Below are 18,524 nucleotides of genomic sequence, written 5' to 3'. Positions count from 1 at the left end.
GCTGGCCATACGCGGAGCGGCGTCCATGGCCTCGCGCTTCTTCCTCGGCCACCTCTCGCGCGCCGCGGGCCGGCGCCGGCTCCTGATCATCAGCACGATCGCGGCCGCCCTGGCGCTGGTGATCACACCGTTGCCGGTGCCGCTGTGGCTACTGGCCGCCCTGCTGCTCGTCGTCGGCTTCGGACTGGGCGTCGGCCAGCCGCTGACCATGTCCTGGCTCGCCGAATCAGCTCCGCCGGGTATGCGCGGCCGCGCGATGTCCCTGCGCCTGGTCGGCAACCGCACCGGACAGATCCTCATCCCCGGCGCCGCCGGACTGGTGGCGGCCGGGACGGGCCCGGCCGGAGTGCTGTGGGTGACCGCCCTCGGCCTCGGCTGGGCGGGCCTGGCGGCACGCCACCTTCCACCAGATCCGTGAACACCACCACGAAAGGCCGACCATGCACATCGTGACCGCGGACCTCTACGACGAGCGCGGCGAGGACCTCGACTCCTGCGACCTGCAGCTGCGCCAGTACGGCGGGCGGCGCGCCTTCCACGGCCTGATCACCACCGTGCGCTGCCACCAGGACAACGTGCTGCTCAAAGCTGCCCTGTCCGAACCCGGACAAGGACGCGTCCTCGTCGTCGACGGCGGCGGATCACTGCACACCGCGCTGATGGGCGACGTCATCGGGGGCATCGCCGTCGCCAACACCTGGTCGGGAATAGTGATCAACGGAGCCGTCCGCGACGTCGCCGCCTTGTGCGACCTCGACCTCGGCATCAAAGCCCTTGGCTCCAACCCTCGTAAAAGCTGCAAGGAAGGCGTCGGGGAACGCGACGTCCCCGTCACCTTCGGCGGGATCACCTTCCACCCGGGCGCGGAGCTGTTCGCCGACGACGACGGCATCCTCATCACCAGGTGACACGACGGCCAAGGAAACCGGCCATTGGCATCCTTCACCACCGGTCGGTTTCCGGAACGGCTTCACCCTCCGCGAGCTGGGCGTGCTCCCTCGATACCGGCGGGTCCAGGAGGATGGGTGCGGTGTCACACGTACCGGTACCGCGGCCGGACATGCTCGCCACGCGAGCTCGGAATCGGCGGAAGCCAGGGAAACCGAGACCGTCGGGCCTGCCTTCCTGACGCCAGGGCCGGGGGGGATCCGTACTTCCGGTCAGGAACGTCGCACTAGGGTTTGAGGTCGAGTTGGATGCGGTGGACGGTGGTCAGGAGGCGCTCGAAGTCGGCGACGACGGCCTCGCCGTACTCGCCGGTGTCGCGGATCCGGATCTTCAGGGGTCGCCCGAGGTGCTCGGCGGTGATCCGGTAGCGGCCGATGGGCACGTCCAGCACCCCCGAGCCGTCGCCACCGCGCTCGGCCCGGCGGGTGATGACGTCACCGGCCGAGCCGTCGATCAGCGGTCCCTGCGGGGTCAGGGTGAGCGTGACGTCCTCGTCCTGCAGGAAGGTCTCCGGGCTCTGTGGGTCGTAGGACTCCAGATGGAAGAGGACCATGCTGCCGTAGAAGCCCAGCCCGTCGGACCGCTCACCGGTGAGCCGCCAGGTGAAGTCGCGGATCGCACCGTCCGAACCGGCGAAGGGGGTGTCGTCGTGGGGGGTCAGCTCCATCGTGTAGGCACGGCCCTCGAAGCGGCGGGTCACGGTGCCGGTCACCCGGAACGTGGCTGCGGCGACGTCGGTGCTCACCCGGTAGCGGCCGTCCTTGTCCGTCGTCACGACCAGGTTGCTGTTGTACAGAAGCCGGTTGTCGGCGACGATCTCCGCGCCCGCGACGGGCCTGCCCGCCGCGTCGACGACCCGCCCCTTGAGCACCCCGGCCTCCGACTGCCCCGCCCCGGCCTGCCGCTCCGCGATGGTCTCCCGCCCGGCATCGACCGTACCCGTCATCCGCTCCCCGCCTTCGGTCGCGCAGCCGCTCAGGGCCGCGATGAGAACACCCACGACGATCACTTCTCGCACGCCGGTCAGGCTAGGCGAACGATCTTGCAATCGACTTGGAAGGGGCAGCCTGCCGACGGATCCCCGACGGATGCCTCGTCTCGTGTTTTCGCCTGCTCACACGGAGAGAGCTGGCACGATACGAGAAACGGCTCGCCAAGGCGGATCTCCTGGAGCACGACAGGCCGACGTCGTGGGATTACGACGTCTACTAAGGAGTCAGAAGATGTCGGAATCACGTTACAGCTGGAACGTCTCTCACCCAGGTCTCCACGAGCTGCAAAGGACCATCGAACCGATCCGGGAGAAGATCCTCGCCCACGACGTCTACAACTCGCTGAACGAGCTCGACGACGTGGTCGTCTTCATGGAGCACCACGTCTTCGCGGTCTGGGACTTCATGTCGCTGCTGAAGAACCTGCAGGGGCGGCTCACCTGCGTGCGGGTCCCCTGGGTCCCGCAGGGCCCCCGGACGAGCCGGCGCCTGATCAACGAGATCGTGCTCGTGGAGGAGAGCGACGAGCTCGGGGAAGGCCACATCAGCCACTTCGAGCTGTACGTCGAGGGGATGCGGCAGGCAGGTGCCGACGTGCGGCCCATCGAGTCGTTCGTCAGCCATCTGAGGGAGGGTGGAACGGTCCAAAAGGGACTGGAGCTCCCCGGTGTGCCACCGGCGGCCGCCGACTTCGTCAGGACCACCTGGAAGATCATCGAGTCCGCTCCCCTGCACGCCCAGGCGGCGACCTTCGCGTTCGGCAGGGAGGACCTCATCCCGGAGATGTTCGACCGCGTGTTGCGGACGGACCGGCACGCGGAGGCCCTGGAGAAGTTCCGCGACTACCTCTCTCGCCACATCGAGGTCGACGGCGAGCAGCACACGCCGATGGCCATGCAGATGCTGGTCGATCTCTGCGGGGACGACCGGCGGAAGTGGAACGACTGCGCGGCCACGCTGCGGGCGGCGCTGGAGGCGCGCCATGCCCTGTGGGACGGCATAGCGGGACGTACCTCCCCGTCCGGTGCCGCTGCCGCGAAGACCGCCTGATCGTCGGAGTCCGGGCCGAGGGGGCCGCGAGGTCATCGCGAGGTCATATCGTGTTCGGCGCGGTCCTCGCGGTCGCTTGCGGAATGACACGGAACGATGGGAACCAAAGATCAGCTATGGACACACAGGTCACCTATCCACGCGGCGACGTCCACGGGGTCTCGCGGGTGGTCTCGGCCACACCGGTGAGCGGCGGCTACGGCGTGGTGACGGCGCAGACACCGTTCCATCCCCTGGACCACACCTGGCCCGACCAGCCCGCCGACCGGGGGACCGTGAACGGGCTGCCGGTCGTCGACTGCGTGACCGGCGCGTCGGACGGCGAGCGGCTCTACCTGGGGGAGGAGATCCCGGTACGCCGCGGCGCCGACGGCTGGGAATGGCTCGTGGTCCACGTGCTGAAGGAGCCGATCGCCGGGGACGCCGAGCTGGTCGTCGACGAGGCGTACCGGTCGGCGCTCTCCGCGGGGCACAGCGCGTGTCACCTCGCCGCGCTGGCCCTCAACGCGGCGCTGGCCGACCGGTGGCGCAAGGAGGTGACGCCCGACTCGCTCGGCCGGCCCGACTTCGACCAGGCGGCGATCACCACGTCACGGATCGTGGAACACGGCAGTGACGACGTCTACCGCCTGGGCAAGTCGCTGCGGAGAAAGGGGTTCGACGCCGAGGGACTCGACCTCGCGGAGCTCACCCGGCGGATCGACGACCAGCTCGGCGAGTGGATCGCGGCCGATGCGCCGATCACGGTGGACAGCCCGTCCCCGTCCCTGTCCGCGCGGCGGATGTGGCACTGTTCGCTGCCCGAAGGCGAGGCGCGCATCCCCTGCGGCGGGACGCATGTCTCGCGGACCTCCGAACTGGGTTCCGTACGGGTCTCCCTCTCCCTCCAGGACGCGGAGCTCACGATGCGCAGCGTCGTAAGCCCTCCCGCATAGCGGGAAGGCCGGCGGCAGGGGAAGACCGGCTCAACCCGCTTATCGGTCTTCCCCGCTCATCTACTCACCCGCTCACCTGCTCACCGCGGAAGCCAGGGCGCGCACCCGCTCGGCGTTCCGGTCGTGGCCGATGACGATCGGTGGTTCGTTGTACGGCATGGCGTCGGACGAGCGGCGCAGCTTGACGTACTGGCCGCAGGCGTCGACGGCGTAGGGTTCCATGTCGTCCTGGAGCGCGCCGATCACCGTGATCCCGTACGTCTCGCCGATCCGGCGGAACAGCGCCACGGCCTCCCTGCGATGCTCCTTGCCGAGGTTGCGGCCCAGCTCGTCGAGGACCAGGCACAGGTGCCCGCCACCGGAGGACGCGATCGCCGCCGCGCAGACCAGTTTCACCGCCTTCTCGTCCATCAGCGCGGTGTTGGCCCGCCGGTTGTACGGCACGAACCCCTGCCCCTCGCCCCTGCGCCACTTGGGCGTCACCCGCCACGCCCAGCGCTGCTCGGGGTCGGCGGGCGCGGGCGGCACGGGGAACTCCAGCGTCGCGCCGTAGCCTCCGTAGGAGGTGTCGAGCCTGTCGAACTCCTCGGCCACCCGGGTCAGCCGCGCCTTGATCGCGGCGGTCAGCGCGGCCCGGTGCACGGCGGTGGACTGCGCGGCCTCCTCGGCACCCTTGGCGGCGGCCGTCAGGTCACGCTGCCGGGTGGTGATCTGCGTCTCGATCTGGCGGCGCCGGTGCCGTTCGTACTCCTCCTGGCCGCACAGGTAGGACGCGAGCGCCGAGCACACGCCGGGGAACGTCGCCTGCTCGCGGGCGGTGCGCCCGGCGCCGGGCGAGGTCCGCTCCCTGACCAGGAAGCGCAGTTCCTCGGGCATCTCCTCGTCCTCGCCGGGGAAGGTGTCGCGCAGCGCCTCGTCCAGGCGGCGCTCGGCGGCCCGCCACCACTCCTCGGCCGTCAGCGGGCGCTCCTGCTCGTCCAGGGCCCCCAGCCACTCGCGGGCACCGTCGACGGTGCCGCCCCAGTCGCCGGCCAGCGCGTCAAGCCTGAGCGCCTCGCGGTCGGCGGTGATTCTCGCCGCCTGCCCGGCGGCCTGGTCGCGGTCGGACTCGTGCCTGGCCCTGCGGCCCTCCAGGCGCTCGACCTCCATGCTCCTGGTACGGGCGCGGAAGTCCAGCGTGCTCGCCCGGCGCTCGGCCTCGCCCACCTTCGGCGCGACCTCGGCCAGTGCCTCGGTCAGCTCACCGAGCGTGTTCCGCCGCTCGGCCAGCCGCCGCTCGATGTCGGCCAGTTGCACCGACGCCTTGGCTCCCTCCAGCCGCCTGCCCGCCTCGGCCACGGCGTCCTCGGCGGCCCGTACGGCCGCCGCGGCGCTCTCCTGCGTGTCGCGCGCCCGGTGCAGCCGCTGCTCGGCGGCCTTGATCCGGGCCTCCCTGCCGGTGACGGCCACCTCGAACGACCCCACGACGGTGACTCCCGCCGCGCTGACCAGCACCGAGCCGGGCAGCGCGTCCAGCGCCCGCGACGCGGCCTCCAGATCGGCCGCGTCGACGATCACCGCGTGCTCGTGCGGCCACCCGCGAGATCCCAGCGCGGCTGCTTTCCGCCCGGCCTCGTCCTCGCGGGCCTGCTCGGCGACGTCGATCGCGTCGAGCAGGCCGGTCGCTCCGACGCCCGCCTCGGCGAGCGCGTTGAGCTGGGCCGCGGCCGGTCCGCCCTCGGCGTCGTCCAGCGCCGCCCTCGCCCCCTCGACCTCGCGGTCGGCCACGCCCAGCGCTTTCAGCGCCTCGTTCAACCGCGTCCTGGCCTCGGCCAGTTCCGCGCCCGCCGCCGTCACGTCGCGCCCGTCGGCCAGCCGGCGCTGCTCCTCAAGCCCGGGAATCCAGCCGCGCAGGTCGTCCACCGAGTTCTCCGCCACCGCTCGGTCGGCGTCCAGCTTCGCGGCGCGTGCCTGCAGGGTGGCCAGCTCCCTGCGAGCCTCGGCCAGACCGCGCTCCAGCGTGTCGTCCTTGAGCGTGGCGATCTCCGCCCTGATCTCGCCGATCGCCTCCGTGGCGCGCTCGGCCGCCGCGCCGGCCCGCTCCAGCTCCACCGCCAGCGCCTCGTCCCGCTGTCCCGCGTCGGCGAGCCTGCGCGCCAGCCGTCCCCGCCAGCGGCGCATCGCCTCGGCCAGCCGGACGCGGGCACGGTCGCGCCGGTCGAAGGTCTCCAGGAGCGTACGGGACTCGTCCTCGAACTCCCGCAGCAGCTCCATGGCCCGCGTCGCGCGCACCCGCCTGGCGTGCTCGTCGCGGCGGGCCTCCCGCTCCTGGTCGAGCTCGGCGTCCAGGCCGGTCAGCGCGGCGATCGCCTCGAAGACCCGCTCCGGGGAGATCTCGTTGAGCGGCTGGGAGAGCAGGTTGGTGGCGACCTTGCTCCGTACCGAGGTGGACAGGAACGACACGCACCTGACCCGGTCGCCGTACAGGAACCTGGTCAGGTCGCGCGCCACCACGTCACGTCGTCCCGCCGAGCGGGGCAGTGCCGCCCACAGCGCGTCGGCTCGCGTCACCCGCTCCGCCTCCGAGGCCGCCGACGCCAGGTGCACTCCCGGGGCCCACCTGATCTCCAGGTGCGGGGCCTCCTGGTTGACCCGCAGCCACACGGTAACCGCGTCGCCCAGGGAACCGGTGCGCGCCGGGTCGGTGTCCAGAGAGTCACCGTCCAGAGAGCCACCGTCCGAGGGGGCGGCGTCCGGAAGGCCGGGGTCCATGGAGCCCGTGCCCATGGAGCCCGTGCCCATGGAGCCCGTGTTCGGAGAGCCCGTGTGCACGGAGTCGGCCGGCGCGAAGACACCGACGATGTAGCCGTGGTCGGCGCTGGCCCAGGTCCGGCCGCCGCCGCCCGCGGCGAGTTCGGCGTTGAACAGCAGCTCCGACACCGACTTGGCGCCTGAGGCGAAACGCCACTGCTCGTCTCCGAGCAGCGCTGTGATCATCGCGATGAACGACGACTTGCCCGCGCCGTTGGAGTCCTTCGGACCGGCGCCCGCGACCACGATCAGCGTGCCCGGCACGGTCGGCACCGGGTGGGTCGAGAGCCGGGAGATGTTGACCGGCTGCACGGCGACCAGCACCCGGTCACCCACCACGTTCTCGGTCGGAGCGGTGGCACGGATCTCCACCGGGACCAGGCTCGCCTGCGTCCCGGCAGAGGTCTCGGAGGTCTCGGCTCTCGCGGCCCGGCCGCCCTTGGCCGGCACGTCCCCGGTCCGGGGGTTCGCACCCCGGCCGCCCCTGGCCGGGATGGTCCCGGCTCCGGCCTGGACGGTTTCGCCCGTGCCCGTTCCGGTGTCGGCGGCCTTCGCGCGGCTCCCCCGTGAACTCTTCGCGGCCTGGTTCCGCTGGTCGGTCAACCCCGTCGTTCCTTTCTTCCGTCCCGTTCCCGATACCGGGAGCGCCGGGTCCTCGGTACTCCCCACCGGGGTCGACTCATCGCGTGGTGTGGTCGCTCCACTCCCGATCACCGCCGGTTGGCCCGTACGGCCGCGGCCAGCGGGGTGTGCGGCCCCGCCGCGAGGATCAGTTCCTCCTGCAGGCGCCGCCTGGCCTGCGGGGTCAGCCGGTGGAACTGCGGTCCCGGCACGTACCCCCCGGCCTCCTCGCCCGCCTTCACCTGGGTCACCAGACCCGCGTGACGCAGGGTGCGCAGTGCGGCCTCCAGCTCGCCGATCGGCAGCTTGGTATGCCGCCGCAACTCGTCGATCTGGGCCGGGAACGGCGAGAGCCAGCTGTCGGTGGGCAGCAGGCCGTCGGCCCTGGGAATCGCCACCGAGTGGATCAGCACCAGCACCAGCACCGCCCGCTCGGCCTCGTCCAACGTCGAGCCCGCCTGCGACACCGTGCCCGCTCCCGAAGCCGTGCCCGCTCCCGAAGCCGTGCCCGCTCCTGAGGCCGTGCCCGCGCCGAATGTCCCAGCCGCGTAGCCGGAGATCCACGACTCGCGGTCGTGGATCAGGACCCGGCCGCGGCGCTCCAGCATCTCGGTGAGCGTGCGGCGCAGCACCGGGTCGCGCAGCGCGGAGAAGCGGGCCTCGTGCACCGGCTCGGCCGTGTGCTCCACCGCCATGAACGCCGCCACGATCTCGGCCCTGCGACGCTCGTCGAACGGGCCGAGCAGATCGGTGTCCACCTCGTCGGGAATCGTGACACTCGCCCCCGCCTCCGCGTCCTCAGCGGCGCCGTCAGGGCCGTCATCGATGACCGGGAGCACCTCCGTGCCGCCCGGGGTCTCCTCCGCGGTGGGCAGGCGGCGCATCAGCTCCCGCAGCTGGGCGTGGGACGCGGGGGGCCAGGACGCGCACCGGGGGCCGAGCCGGACGAACCCGTCTGCGACCTCCAGCCAGGCCGAGTCGTGCAGGCGGCGCAGCGCGCCGATCGCCCAGTTGCGCATCAGGTCGTCGCCGCGCCCGATCAGGGCACGGTACGTCGACAGCACGTCGTCCACCGGGGCGGGGGTGCCGGGCCACGGGTCGGCGGTCAGATCGCTCCAGCAGCAGCGCAGCGCCGCGGCCAGCACCCGCCGGGTCTCGCCGGATCGTTCCACCGGGACCGGCGCGACCTGGTACTCCTCCAGGAGCGAAGGGGTCGCACCGTCGGGCCAGACCGGCAGCGCCATGCCCGTCCCGTCACCGCGACCCAGCCGTGCCATCCCCGCCGGAGCCGCCTGCCCGGCATGGAGCGCGAGAGGTCCGCCCGACCTGGCCCGGACATGTGCCGTCGCGGACGGTTCGGCCTCCGAGGTCCGCGCGTACGCCTCGGTGGTACGGACGTGTACCGTCGCGGACGGTTCAAGCCCGGTTTCCGGGGGCCGCGGGTACGTCTCGGCGCCGGCTTCCCCGGTCGTCAGCGGGTGCTCAGGTGTCTCGGGGCCGCTGCTCGCCGGTTCGGTCGCCGGGGCCGGTACGTGCCGCGGATCAGCCGACACCGCCGGTCCTTTCCAGGCGGCCGTGAGAGAGCCAGGCGGGTTCGGCGCCGGGGGTGGCGGTGAGGCCGTCGGACCAGCGCAGGCGATAGGGGGAGTCGGGGCGCAGGTCGGCCGAGACGAGGTCGGCCAGCAGACGGCGGGCGGAGACCCACTCGCCGTCGGCGGTGAGCAACTCCTCCAGCCGGGCGGTGGAGCGCCCGGCGAGGGCGGCCTCGGCCACGGTGGTCAGGTGGTCGAGGCCGTCGGTGGCGGGGTCGTGGGTGTCGGCGGGGCCGGTGTCGGGCAGGGCCGAGCGCGGGGGAGTGGGCTGGGCGGGTGCCGGGCGAGGGCTCTCGTCCACGGCCCTGACGATCGCCGCCGGATCGTGCCAGGGGGCGGGGGCGTCGAAGACGAAGCCGTCGAGCACCGAGGCCAGCCGCTCCTTGCTCGCGGTCTGCGCGAAGGTGCGCCAGAGCTCCGCGGGGAGCAGCGTCAGGTTCCTCGTCGTGCCCGCGGAGTCGGCCAGACGCCCGGCAGCACGGCGCGAGGCGTCGCTGTAGGAGTAGATCGCGGCACGCAGCTCGGTACAGGTGCGGTCGAGGTCGGGCCAGCGGGTGAGGATGGTGCCGTGCAGGTTCTGCGCCCGCCGGGCGATCTCCTCGGTGCCCCATAGCTTGGGGGCCTGCTCGCGCAACTCCTCGATGGTGCCGCCGGTCAGCGTGATCAGCTCCAGGGCCCAGAGCCGGAAGGCGCGCGAGAGGTTCTGCGCGCTGGCGCGGGCCTCCTCCATCGTCGTGCGGGGGTCGGCCACGTTGAGGTCTTCGAGCGCGAGCAGCCGGTGCATCTCCGACTGGCCGCCGTCGTCCATCATCCGGCGGATGAACATCAGCCCCACCACGCTGGTGAACGACGCGCGGTAGCGGAGCTGGTTGGGCTTGGGAAACACCTCGCGGATCGCGCCGAGGCCTCGCAGGACCCGGAGCCGGTTCTCGAACCGGTCGAGCGGATAGGCCCGGCAGACGTTGCGCATCTGCTCGTGGGTCAGCCACTCCTCGCCGGCCTCGGCGAACGCCGCGAACAGGGTCTCGGCGATGTCGACCAGCGCGGGGTCGTCCACCACCGCGCCGCTGTCGCGGGCGAGCGCCGCGAACATGCGGCGGTAGGTCGAGAGCACGGCCTCCTCGGTGAGGGCCGAGTCGAGCGTGAGCTCATGGTTCGTCTCTGGCACGCGCCCTACCGTAAGGCTTGCGCCCGACATCCCCGACCCGCATCAGCGGAAAGCGCAGGTGGGACGGCCAATCGTAGGTCTCTCACCGACCTCGCACGGCCTGTCGCAGGCTTTCCGGACAACGGAGCGGGAGCGCGCCCATCAGCATTCCGCAACTATTCGCAACTTTCAGGACAGATCGCAACATCCGACGTACGGTCGGAGGATCAACCCCCCCGCGGTGACGAGGTGACGGAGATGGCGACCTCCACAGCACGCATCGACGAGGCCAAAGGCATTCTCGCCGCCAGGCTCAGGGCGCTTCGCGCCGACGCCGGGCTGACCGGGCGAGCGCTGGCGGCCAAGACCGGCCTGGACCACACCAAGATCTCAAAGATCGAGAACGCGGTCCAGATGCCCAACCAGGCCGACATCCGGACGTGGTGCGAGGCCTGCGACGCGGACGAGCAGGTGGTCGACCTGATCGCGGCCGCCCAGAACATCGACGCCATGTACACCGACTGGCGCCGCCTTGAGGAGAGCGGCCTCGGCCACGTGCAGCGCTCCTTCCAGCCGCTGTACGACAGGACCCACCAGTTCCGCGTCTGGCAGCACTCGGCCGTCCCCGGCCTGCTCCAGACCGGCGACTACGCCCGCGGCCACCTGCGCGCCATCATCGACTTCCGCGGCATCCCCGACGACATCGACGCCGCGGTCGCGGCGAGGCTGAGACAACAGGAGATCCTGCGCAACGGGAGCAAGCGGTTCGCGTTCGTCGTCGGCGAGCAGGCACTCCGCACCCCGCTGGTCGGCCCGGCGGAGATGGCCGCCCAGCTCGACCGGCTGGCGGAGCTGACCTCGGGCGTCGCGAACGTGTCCTTCGGCATCGTCCCCGCGACGATCAGGCCGCCGCTCATGCCGCCGGAGAACTTCTGGATATACGACGCCAACCGGGTCCGCGTCGACACCGTGCCCGGCCAGATCCAGCACAAGGCCCCGAGCGACGTGGGCGTGTACGAGAAGGCGTTCCGGGCACTGAGCGGTGCCGCGGCCTACGGGCAGGAGGCCCGCGCCCTGTTGCGGGCCGCGGCCGCCGCGTTGGGCGAGAGGTGAACTCGCAACATCGCGCAACACCGTTGAGGTGGGCATCTCATGATCTCTAGTCTCGCGAGCGTGACCGTTGATCACACATCCCCCGAAGACCTCGCGCCGCACCCAGCCGAACTCCGGGCCCGTGAACTGGCGGCCCTGCTGGCGCGAGCCCACAACATCCCGGCGGACGTCCACCGCCTGCCGTCCGGCAAGATAGTCGTCTCCATCTACTACGGGCTGGTCGCCCGCCTCGACGACGCCTGCCGTTTCTGGTGGGTCGTCCCGGCCTCCACCGGCCGGCACAGACCGCTGTGGACGAGCGCCGCCACCCCGGTCGCGGCCGCGTTCCGGATCGCCACCCACTACCGGGAGATACGGGCCCACCCGCTGGCCCACCTGATCTGCGGCGGCTACCTGCTGACCGACGTCCTGCTGGAACACCACACCGTCGCCCCGGTCTGACGCCGCCGGGATCTCCGCTCAGCGGGCCGGGCAGGGCGGCGGGTAGCCGATGCCAGGTATGTACAGCCCCCACTCCTCCCGCGTCATGGCCATGCCCGTGGTGTCGCATACGCGCTTGACCACGGTGGGGATGTCGATCACACGGAGCCGGACGGAGTTGTCCTGCGAACCGGGCCGCGGCCGTGGTCGTCGGCATATCGGCTTGCCGACGAGGATGAAATCCGGATGCTCGCGCATCGCGTCCGTGAACACCCCCAAAGGCGCAAATGGGCGAGGCCGTCATGAGGCGTCAGCGGAGGACGACCCGGCGGGGTGCTAAACAGTCGGCACTTATTCGAGTTATATGTTCGCGCCATTACAGAGTTCGCGGAGCGTGGTCCAGATGGAGCCGGTGACGGCAATCTTCCCTCGTAAGGACGATAACCTCATGTCAGGCTTTTCGGTGTTTAACGCTGGTACACAGTAATCGGCTGAATTCTGTGGGTAGTCTCCTCGCGTGTGGGTAGTGGCCCCGGGCCAGGCACGAGCGCGCCATGAGACGACGGGGAGACGATCGATGATCAGCGTCCTGATCGCCGAGGACATGCACCTGGTCCGGGGGGCCATGGTCGCCCTGCTCTCCATCGAGGACGACATCAAGGTCGTGGGGGAGGTCGGTCACGGCGACGAGGTGGTCCGCTCCTGCCTGCACCACCGGCCGGACGTCGCACTCCTCGACATCGGCCTGCCCGGCACCGACGGCCTCACCGCCGCGGCGGAACTGCACAGAAGGCTCCCCGAGTGCGCCACGGTGATCCTGACCGGGCTCGCGACCCCGGCCGCGCTGCACCGCGCGCTGGACGCGGGGGCACGCGGCTTCGTCGTCAAGGACACCCCGGCGAGCCAGCTCGCCGACTGCGTACGCCGGGTGGCCGCCGGCCAGCAGGTCGTCGACCCCGAGCTGGCCGTCGCCACCCTCAACGCGAAGCCGAACCCGCTCACCCCGCGCGAGCTGGAGGTCCTGCAGGCCGCGGCCGAGGGCGCACCGGTCGGCGAGATCGCCGACCGGCTCTGCCTGTCCGGCGGCACGGTACGCAACTACCTGGCGCGGATCCTCACCAAGGTCGACGCCCGCACGCGCGTGGAGGCGGTCAGGATCGCCAAGGAGGCGGGCTGGCTCTGGTCCGACGACCTGACCGAACTCGGCCTGATCCGCCGCCGGGACACGGGTGGTCCGCCCGGCCGGGCGAATTCGGCTCGATGAGTCTCCGCCGGCCGAGCGCCGCCGACCTACCGGGTCATCGAACCCCGACCCGGTAGGTCTGGCGCCTTGTCGTAGGTGCGAGACCTACCGTGGTCCGATTCGACCCGACCACCTCGTGCGGATCCGCCCGGCTGTCTAAGCCGGTCGCCTGGAAGCTGCGCGCGTCGAATCCCAGGAAACTGCTGACACGGGCTGCTCAATCGGGATGGCCAAGACCCGGGGCATGTCACGCCTACCCCGCGAGCTGATCATCAGCGTTTCTCCTGGGGTTCGCCGGTGATCCACTCCCAGCTGGTGATCGTGGTGCGCATCAGCCGGGCGGCGGCTGACAGGTGGCTGTCGGCGCCCCAATGCAGGGTGACCGTGCGACGGCAGTCGGGGCTGTCGACGGCGACCCAGGCGCCGGGGGGGCGCGTGGCACTGCGGCGGGCGAAGGCGGGGACGAGGCCGACGCCGAGTCCCGCGCTGATCAGGCCCGCGATGGCGCTGGGCTCGTCGACTTCGCAGACGATCTTCGGTGTGAGGCCTCTCGCGGCGAACAGCCGATCGAGCAGCCGGCGTATCCAGTGTCCCTTGCGGGCGGTGACGAAGGGCTGGCCGACAAGTTCGTCGATGCTCACCGAAGCGCGGCCCGCCAGCGGATGACCGAGTGGCGTGCCCACCCCCACCGCCTCATCGAACAACTGCACAGACTCCAGGCCCTCGGCGTGGATCGGCTGCGAGGCGACACACAGATCGACGTCCTGGGCCCGTAGGCGACGGGCCATGTCCTCGGCCGGCGACCAGTGGAGCTCGATCTCGACGGAGGGATGGGCCCGCTTGTAGGCCGCCAACGGCCCGGTGAGGGTGAGGAAGGTTTCCGAGGCCAGTCTCACCGTGCCCAAGCCCTCGCTGGTGGCCTCGGCGACAGCGCGTCGTCCCGCCTCGAGTTCGCCGAGGGAACGTTCGACGTAATCGCGGAAGAGCCTGCCCGTGTCGTTCAGCCGGAGCCGGCCGCTCCGATCGAACAGCGGCGTGCCCAGCTCGCTCTCCAACCGGGCGATGGTACGGCTCAGCGACGGCTGAGCAACGCGAAGCTCCTCGGCCGCGCGGCTCAGGTGCTCCAACCGTGCCACCACCACGAACTGCCTGAGCGCGTGCAGCTCCATCATGCCTCCCAACACATAACACCATTGCAATATTGATCTTAGACAAGATAATTCACAAGCCATAGCGTCGAAGGCGTACGCGACTTGAGGACAGAGTGAGGAGATCTCTTATGGCCACCGCGGCCAACAGCCTGGGATCCCACGCTGCGCACCGGACGACACCCACAGCCTGGACACTGCGGGCCGTCGTCAGCGCGCACGTGGCGGTGATCGTCGGCCAGCCGGTGTTCGCCGGGGTGTATCTGACCGGCGACTACGACAGCCTGCACTGGCACGCGGTCGGCGCGGACGTGGTCACCTCCATCGGCTACCTGCAGGTCATCGTGGCGATCATCGTCTGGGTCCGGCTGCGCCACCTCTGGCCGTTCCTCGCCACGATGGCGGTGGTGGCGGCCGAGACGGTGCAGTACTTCGCCGGGTTGGACGGCGCGCTGTGGCTGCACCTCCCGCTGGGCGTGATGACCATCGCCGCGCTCGTCGTGCTGTTCATCGCCGTCTGGCGCCGGCCCTTCCCGAGGCGGGAGGCTCACGATGCGTGAGCACACTGCCGGCGGCATGACGAGGCGAGGGGTGCTGGGCATCGGCGGCGCGCTCGGGCTGATGGCGGCCACCGGGCTGTCGGCCTCGGCCGTGCTGGCCCGTCGGCCGTCGATCACCGGCGCCGAGTTGCGCAGCGCCGTACCACTACCACCGCCGTTCCAGGTGCCGCTGCCGATTCCGTCCCTGCTGAAGCCCGTCAGTGCCGACCGTTACGAGATCACCCAGCGCGAAGCGAGTGCGGAGATCCTGCCCGGTCTCAAGACGCCGCTGTGGACGTACGAGGGCACCTTCCCCGGCCCGACGATCGAGTCGCGCCGCGGCCGACCTATCACCGTGACGCACCGCAACGAGCTGCCCGTGCCGACCGTCGTGCATCTGCACGGCGGACGCACCCCGGCAGCCTCCGACGGATACCCCACCGACCTCGTCCTACCCGAGGGCTGGCCGCAGGCCATCGCGCGTCACGGACACGGCATGCACGATCCGCGGGCGGTGGTGACCCAGCAGACCCGGGACTACACCTTCCCGCTGGACCAGCGGCCGACACTGCTGTGGTACCACGACCACCGGATGGACTTCACCGCCCCCGCGATCTGGCGCGGCCTGGCCGGGCTGCACATCGTCCGCGACGGTGCCGAGGACTCGCTCGGCCTACCTGCCGGGCGGCGCGAACTCCCCCTCATGATCGCCGACCGGGCGTTCGCCGCCGACGGCAGTCTCGACTATCCCGCCCTCGATCCCACGCTGCGGGAGCGGCCGGGCGTGCGCGAGCCGTACCTCGCCGGAGTCCTCGGCGACGTGATCCTGGTCAACGGTGCCCCGTGGCCCGTGCACGAGGCTGACGCGGCCCGCTACCGGCTGCGCATCCTGAACGCCTCCAATGCCCGTCACTACGAACTCGAAGCGGTCACCGACGACGGGCGCCGGCTCGACCTCGTGCAGATCGGGGCTGACCAGGGACTACTCGCGACGCCGGTCACCCACCGGCTCCTGCCGATCGCGCCGGCCGAACGCTACGACGTGGTCGTCGACTTCTCCGGCGTCCCGGTCGGCGGCCGCGTCAGACTCCTCAACCGGCTCGGCTCCGGTCGTACCCGCGACGTGATGGCCTTCGTGGTCGCGCGCAAGGCCGCCGACGACAGCCGCATCCCACCCATCCTGTCCACCGATCTGCCGACCTGGCGCAGGACGGACGCCGTCGGGGTGCGCGAGTTCGCCTTCCGCACCGGTCGGATGCACGGCGGGCGCGGCTGGCTGATCGGCGGGCAACCGTTCGACCCCGCCCGCTCCGACGTCACCACCCGCCTCGGCGATGTCGAGGTGTGGCGGCTGATCGCCGACGTCCACCACCCCGTCCACCTGCACCTGGTCGGCTTCCGGGTGCTCTCGCGCCGCGGCCGGCCGCCGCTGCCCCACGACGCGGGCCTGAAAGACACCGTCTCCCTGCGGCCGGGCGAAGCGGTGGAGATCATCACCCGCTTCGACGGCTACCGCGGCCGCTACCTGTTCCACTGCCACAACGCCGAACACGAGGACATGGCCATGATGGCCAACCTCGAGATCATCTAGGAGCATTGCCCTGCCGCCAAGCCCGGCATGGTCATCGTCGGAGCGAGCCTTGCCGGCACGAAAGCCGCCCGAGCCTTGCGTCTCGACCACGGCTACGACGGGCCGATCACCCTCATCGGTGGCGAACTCCACCTGACTTACCAGAGGCCCGCGCCGCCCAAGGGCTACCCGGTGGGCACGTTCGTCATTCCGGTGGCACCCCTCTCGAATCCTCACTCAGGCTGGGCGGCCGATGCGGTCGCCCGTGCTCCGTCACGAGCCCGACCGATCGCGGCGACGGCGGCGGCCGGGTCGTCGGCGTAGCAGCGGAGGCGCCGGGCCGTGACGACGGCTCCCAGCGGGCGCACCGCGGTCACCGGCTCCGCCAGGTCGACGACCAGGTTCGTCTGGGACGACACCGCCAGGGAGAGTTCGTCACCGGTCACCCGCAGGAGACCTTCGTGGTCGTAGCGCCGGTCCACCCGTACGGACTCGACCAGTGCCATCGGCACGCGGAGGTCGAACAGGGTACCCCAGCGGAGCCTGAGCTCGCCCGGGGCGGCGACATGGGGCCGGACGATGCCGGCGGCCGTCATCGCCAGCATCGTGACCACGGTGTACACGTCCAGGACCAGCACGACCGCGTGGACGACGGGCCAGGGCAGCAGGATGGCCAGCACCACCGTCTCGATCACGCACACCACGAGCAGGATGACCATCATGGGGGTCTGCTCGCGGGCGTAGCCGATCGCGACGGCGTCGCCGCGAACCCCCTGCCGCCGCCCGGCGACCAGATATCCGATGCTCGCCACGGCTCTCGCCTCATGCGCCGTCAACCGCAGGACCGGCTCGGGAACCAGCTCCCGCAGCGCCGCCCCGGCCGCCTCGGCGGCCGTCAGGCCCGCCGACCGGTGCCTTCTGAACGCCCCGGTCAGCAGGAATGCCTCCACCCCGACGAGAGTGGCGACGGCCACCTCGGCCACCACGATCACTGGCATCGGAATGGGGACGCCCGCGACCAGGCACACCACCAGGGCCATCTCCGCGGGGAGCACCGCGTAGGCGATCGCGCGGACCAGCCGCTTCATCTGAATACCTCCAGCGTGGAGACCCCGGGCTTCAGCCGCGGGGAGGAAGTCAGCACAGCCGCCCGCCGAGAAGCCGCAGCGTCGTGCGTACGACCTCGGCCTGGGCCGGGGGAAGATCCGCCAGGAAGGCCGCACCGAGTGGATCGGTGGAGGCCCCCGGGAGATCGGAGCCGAGGAGGGCCAGCAGGTCGGCCGGGACGTGGTCGGCGAACTCGGCGGCCAGCGAGGGGATCCGCGGATCGTCGGCGGTCGCCTCGGTCAGCTCGCCGAGCCTGCGGTAGAGCTCGTAGGAGCGGGCCACGGCGCCGGGGTCGGCGGCCATCGGCCGCATGGCGGCGAACAGCCGCTCCCGATCCTCGGGAGTGGCTGCCGTGTCCATCAGCGCGAGCAGTTCGCGGTCCCAGGCCGCCAGCGCGGGTTCCGGCAGCTCGGCTGCCGAGGTCGACATCGCGCCGAACAACCCGGCCAGCCCGGGGGAGACCACGTCGTCGGGGTCGAGATCGGCGCCGGAGGCCTTTTCCAGCAGCACCGCCAGCCGGGACCGGCGCTCCTGGATCGCCCGCTCCTGGCGGGCGAGATCGGCGTCCAGTTCGACGAGCACCTCGTGCAGGTCACGGCCCCGGTCGTCGGCCAGGACGTCGCGTACCTCCTCAAGGGCCAGGCCGAGCTCGGTGAGCCGCCGTATCCGTGCCAGCTCGACCGCGTCCCGCAGGCCGTACACGCGGTAGCCGTTGGGCCGCCGCGGTGGTTCTGGCAGCAGTCCCTGGTGGTGGTAATGGCGTACGGCGCGGGTGGTGATGCCGACCAGCGCCGCGACCTCTCCGATTCGCATGTCTGTATTACAGACGTTGACGTCGCGTCAAGGTCAAGCTCCTCCCTGACCGCGACCTATGATCACAGCAGCTGAGTTCCGCGGCGGTCGCCCGCTGTCCGAAGGTCACCGCCGGGCTGTGGCGTCGTAGCGGTGGCGGGCCTGCTCGATGTGGTCCAGATACCGGCGGGTCCAGCCGCAGATGCCGTTGACGGTGTCCCGCAGTTCCCGGCCCGCGGCGGTCAGGGTGTACTCCACGCGCGGGGGAACCGTCGGGTGGACCACCCGGTCCACGAGCCCGTCGCGTTCCAGTCCGCGCAACGTCTGGGTCAGCATCTTGTGGCTGATGCCCTCGATCTCGGCGCGCAGCTCGGTGAAGCGCAACGTGCGCTCGCCCATCACGTTGACGATCAGCAGGGCCCACTTGTTGGCGATCCCGATGAAGATCTCGCGTGCCAGCGAGTCGGCACGGGTCAGGTCCGCCCGGTGCGGCACGGGGCTGAGCTGCTCGGTCACC

General features: G+C 71.2%; 18 protein-coding genes. 9 read left to right on the top strand and 9 right to left on the bottom strand.

Going from position 1 to position 18,524, the window contains the following annotated elements; genetic code table 11:
* Together ABZ260_RS06430 and rraA are read left to right on the top strand one after the other, a co-directional pair.
* On the top strand, positions 1 to 418 hold a 418-nt coding region (locus ABZ260_RS06430; RefSeq protein ID WP_355613616.1), incomplete at its 5' end, for an MFS transporter.
* Between the two features lie 22 nt (positions 419 to 440).
* Entirely contained in the window at positions 441 to 908 is a 468-nt protein-coding gene (rraA, locus tag ABZ260_RS06425) for a ribonuclease E activity regulator RraA (protein WP_355613614.1), read from the top strand.
* Between the two features lie 266 nt (positions 909 to 1,174).
* Here the strand turns inward: rraA and ABZ260_RS06420 are convergent, their stop codons facing one another.
* Positions 1,175 to 1,966 (bottom strand): carboxypeptidase-like regulatory domain-containing protein, encoded by a 792-nt coding sequence (locus ABZ260_RS06420; protein ID WP_355613612.1) that lies wholly within the window; start codon positions 1,964 to 1,966, stop codon positions 1,175 to 1,177.
* Positions 1,967 to 2,171: 205 nt separating this feature from the next.
* Here ABZ260_RS06420 and ABZ260_RS06415 point away from each other — a divergent pair, with 205 nt between their 5' ends.
* A complete protein-coding gene (locus ABZ260_RS06415) occupies positions 2,172 to 2,990 on the top strand; it encodes a DUF3050 domain-containing protein (RefSeq protein ID WP_355613610.1) in 819 nt (272 codons plus the stop codon).
* A 116-nt stretch (positions 2,991 to 3,106) separates the two neighbouring features.
* Positions 3,107 to 3,925, top strand: a complete 819-nt coding sequence (locus ABZ260_RS06410) for a metal-dependent hydrolase (protein ID WP_355613608.1) — start codon at positions 3,107 to 3,109, stop codon at positions 3,923 to 3,925.
* A 72-nt stretch (positions 3,926 to 3,997) separates the two neighbouring features.
* Here ABZ260_RS06410 and ABZ260_RS06405 read toward each other — a convergent pair whose 3' ends face one another.
* From ABZ260_RS06405 to ABZ260_RS06395, 3 genes are all read right to left on the bottom strand, one after another.
* Entirely contained in the window at positions 3,998 to 7,318 is a 3,321-nt protein-coding gene (locus ABZ260_RS06405; protein WP_355613606.1) for a chromosome partitioning protein ParA, read from the bottom strand.
* 107 nt (positions 7,319 to 7,425) lie between these two features.
* Positions 7,426 to 8,889 (bottom strand): hypothetical protein, encoded by a 1,464-nt coding sequence (locus ABZ260_RS06400; protein ID WP_355613604.1) that lies wholly within the window; start codon positions 8,887 to 8,889, stop codon positions 7,426 to 7,428.
* Positions 8,879 to 10,096, bottom strand: coding sequence for a hypothetical protein (locus ABZ260_RS06395; protein ID WP_355551307.1), 1,218 nt, complete (start codon positions 10,094 to 10,096; stop codon positions 8,879 to 8,881). The genes ABZ260_RS06400 and ABZ260_RS06395 overlap by 11 nt, the downstream gene beginning before the upstream one ends.
* Before the next feature lie 237 nt (positions 10,097 to 10,333).
* On the opposite strand from ABZ260_RS06395, the gene ABZ260_RS06390 reads away from it, so the two are divergent.
* Both ABZ260_RS06390 and ABZ260_RS06385 read left to right on the top strand, forming a co-directional pair.
* Positions 10,334 to 11,188, top strand: a complete 855-nt coding sequence (locus ABZ260_RS06390; RefSeq protein WP_355613602.1) for a helix-turn-helix transcriptional regulator — start codon at positions 10,334 to 10,336, stop codon at positions 11,186 to 11,188.
* A gap of 60 nt (positions 11,189 to 11,248) precedes the next feature.
* Positions 11,249 to 11,629, top strand: coding sequence for a hypothetical protein (locus ABZ260_RS06385; RefSeq protein ID WP_355613600.1), 381 nt, complete (start codon positions 11,249 to 11,251; stop codon positions 11,627 to 11,629).
* 18 nt (positions 11,630 to 11,647) lie between these two features.
* Here ABZ260_RS06385 and ABZ260_RS06380 read toward each other — a convergent pair whose 3' ends face one another.
* Positions 11,648 to 11,881 (bottom strand): hypothetical protein, encoded by a 234-nt coding sequence (locus ABZ260_RS06380; protein ID WP_355613598.1) that lies wholly within the window; start codon positions 11,879 to 11,881, stop codon positions 11,648 to 11,650.
* A 304-nt stretch (positions 11,882 to 12,185) separates the two neighbouring features.
* Between ABZ260_RS06380 and ABZ260_RS06375 the strand changes: the two genes are divergently transcribed.
* Positions 12,186 to 12,872 carry a response regulator transcription factor gene (locus ABZ260_RS06375; protein ID WP_355613596.1) on the top strand — a complete coding sequence of 229 codons (687 nt, stop codon included), beginning with the start codon at positions 12,186 to 12,188 and terminating at the stop codon, positions 12,870 to 12,872.
* Between the two features lie 251 nt (positions 12,873 to 13,123).
* Here ABZ260_RS06375 and ABZ260_RS06370 read toward each other — a convergent pair whose 3' ends face one another.
* Complete coding sequence (locus tag ABZ260_RS06370; protein WP_355613594.1) at positions 13,124 to 14,023, bottom strand: LysR family transcriptional regulator; 900 nt, start codon at positions 14,021 to 14,023, stop codon at positions 13,124 to 13,126.
* 107 nt (positions 14,024 to 14,130) lie between these two features.
* Here ABZ260_RS06370 and ABZ260_RS06365 point away from each other — a divergent pair, with 107 nt between their 5' ends.
* Both ABZ260_RS06365 and ABZ260_RS06360 read left to right on the top strand, forming a co-directional pair.
* Positions 14,131 to 14,559, top strand: a complete 429-nt coding sequence (locus ABZ260_RS06365; protein WP_355613592.1) for a hypothetical protein — start codon at positions 14,131 to 14,133, stop codon at positions 14,557 to 14,559.
* On the top strand, positions 14,552 to 16,129 hold the full coding sequence (locus ABZ260_RS06360) for a multicopper oxidase domain-containing protein (RefSeq protein WP_355613590.1): 1,578 nt from the start codon (positions 14,552 to 14,554) through the stop codon (positions 16,127 to 16,129). Before ABZ260_RS06365 ends, ABZ260_RS06360 begins: the two co-directional genes overlap by 8 nt.
* A 212-nt stretch (positions 16,130 to 16,341) precedes the next feature.
* On the opposite strand, the gene ABZ260_RS06355 is transcribed toward ABZ260_RS06360, so the two are convergent.
* The 3 genes from ABZ260_RS06355 to ABZ260_RS06345 all read right to left on the bottom strand — a co-directional run bounded on the left by ABZ260_RS06355 (position 16,342) and on the right by ABZ260_RS06345 (position 18,523).
* Complete coding sequence (locus ABZ260_RS06355; protein WP_355613588.1) at positions 16,342 to 17,196, bottom strand: hypothetical protein; 855 nt, start codon at positions 17,194 to 17,196, stop codon at positions 16,342 to 16,344.
* A 49-nt stretch (positions 17,197 to 17,245) separates the two neighbouring features.
* Positions 17,246 to 18,028 carry a MerR family transcriptional regulator gene (locus tag ABZ260_RS06350; RefSeq protein WP_355613586.1) on the bottom strand — a complete coding sequence of 261 codons (783 nt, stop codon included), beginning with the start codon at positions 18,026 to 18,028 and terminating at the stop codon, positions 17,246 to 17,248.
* Between the two features lie 105 nt (positions 18,029 to 18,133).
* The gene (locus ABZ260_RS06345; protein ID WP_355613584.1) at positions 18,134 to 18,523 is read right to left on the bottom strand and encodes a helix-turn-helix domain-containing protein; all 390 of its coding nucleotides are present in this window, start codon (positions 18,521 to 18,523) and stop codon (positions 18,134 to 18,136) included.
* Position 18,524: the final 1 nt, after the last annotated feature.

This window comes from Streptosporangium sp. NPDC006013 (assembly GCF_040614275.1).
In the GTDB taxonomy this organism is placed as follows: Bacteria; Actinomycetota; Actinomycetes; order Streptosporangiales; family Streptosporangiaceae; genus Streptosporangium.
Note: the sequence above shows the minus strand (reverse complement) of the source record. Positions and strands in the feature narration are given on the sequence as shown.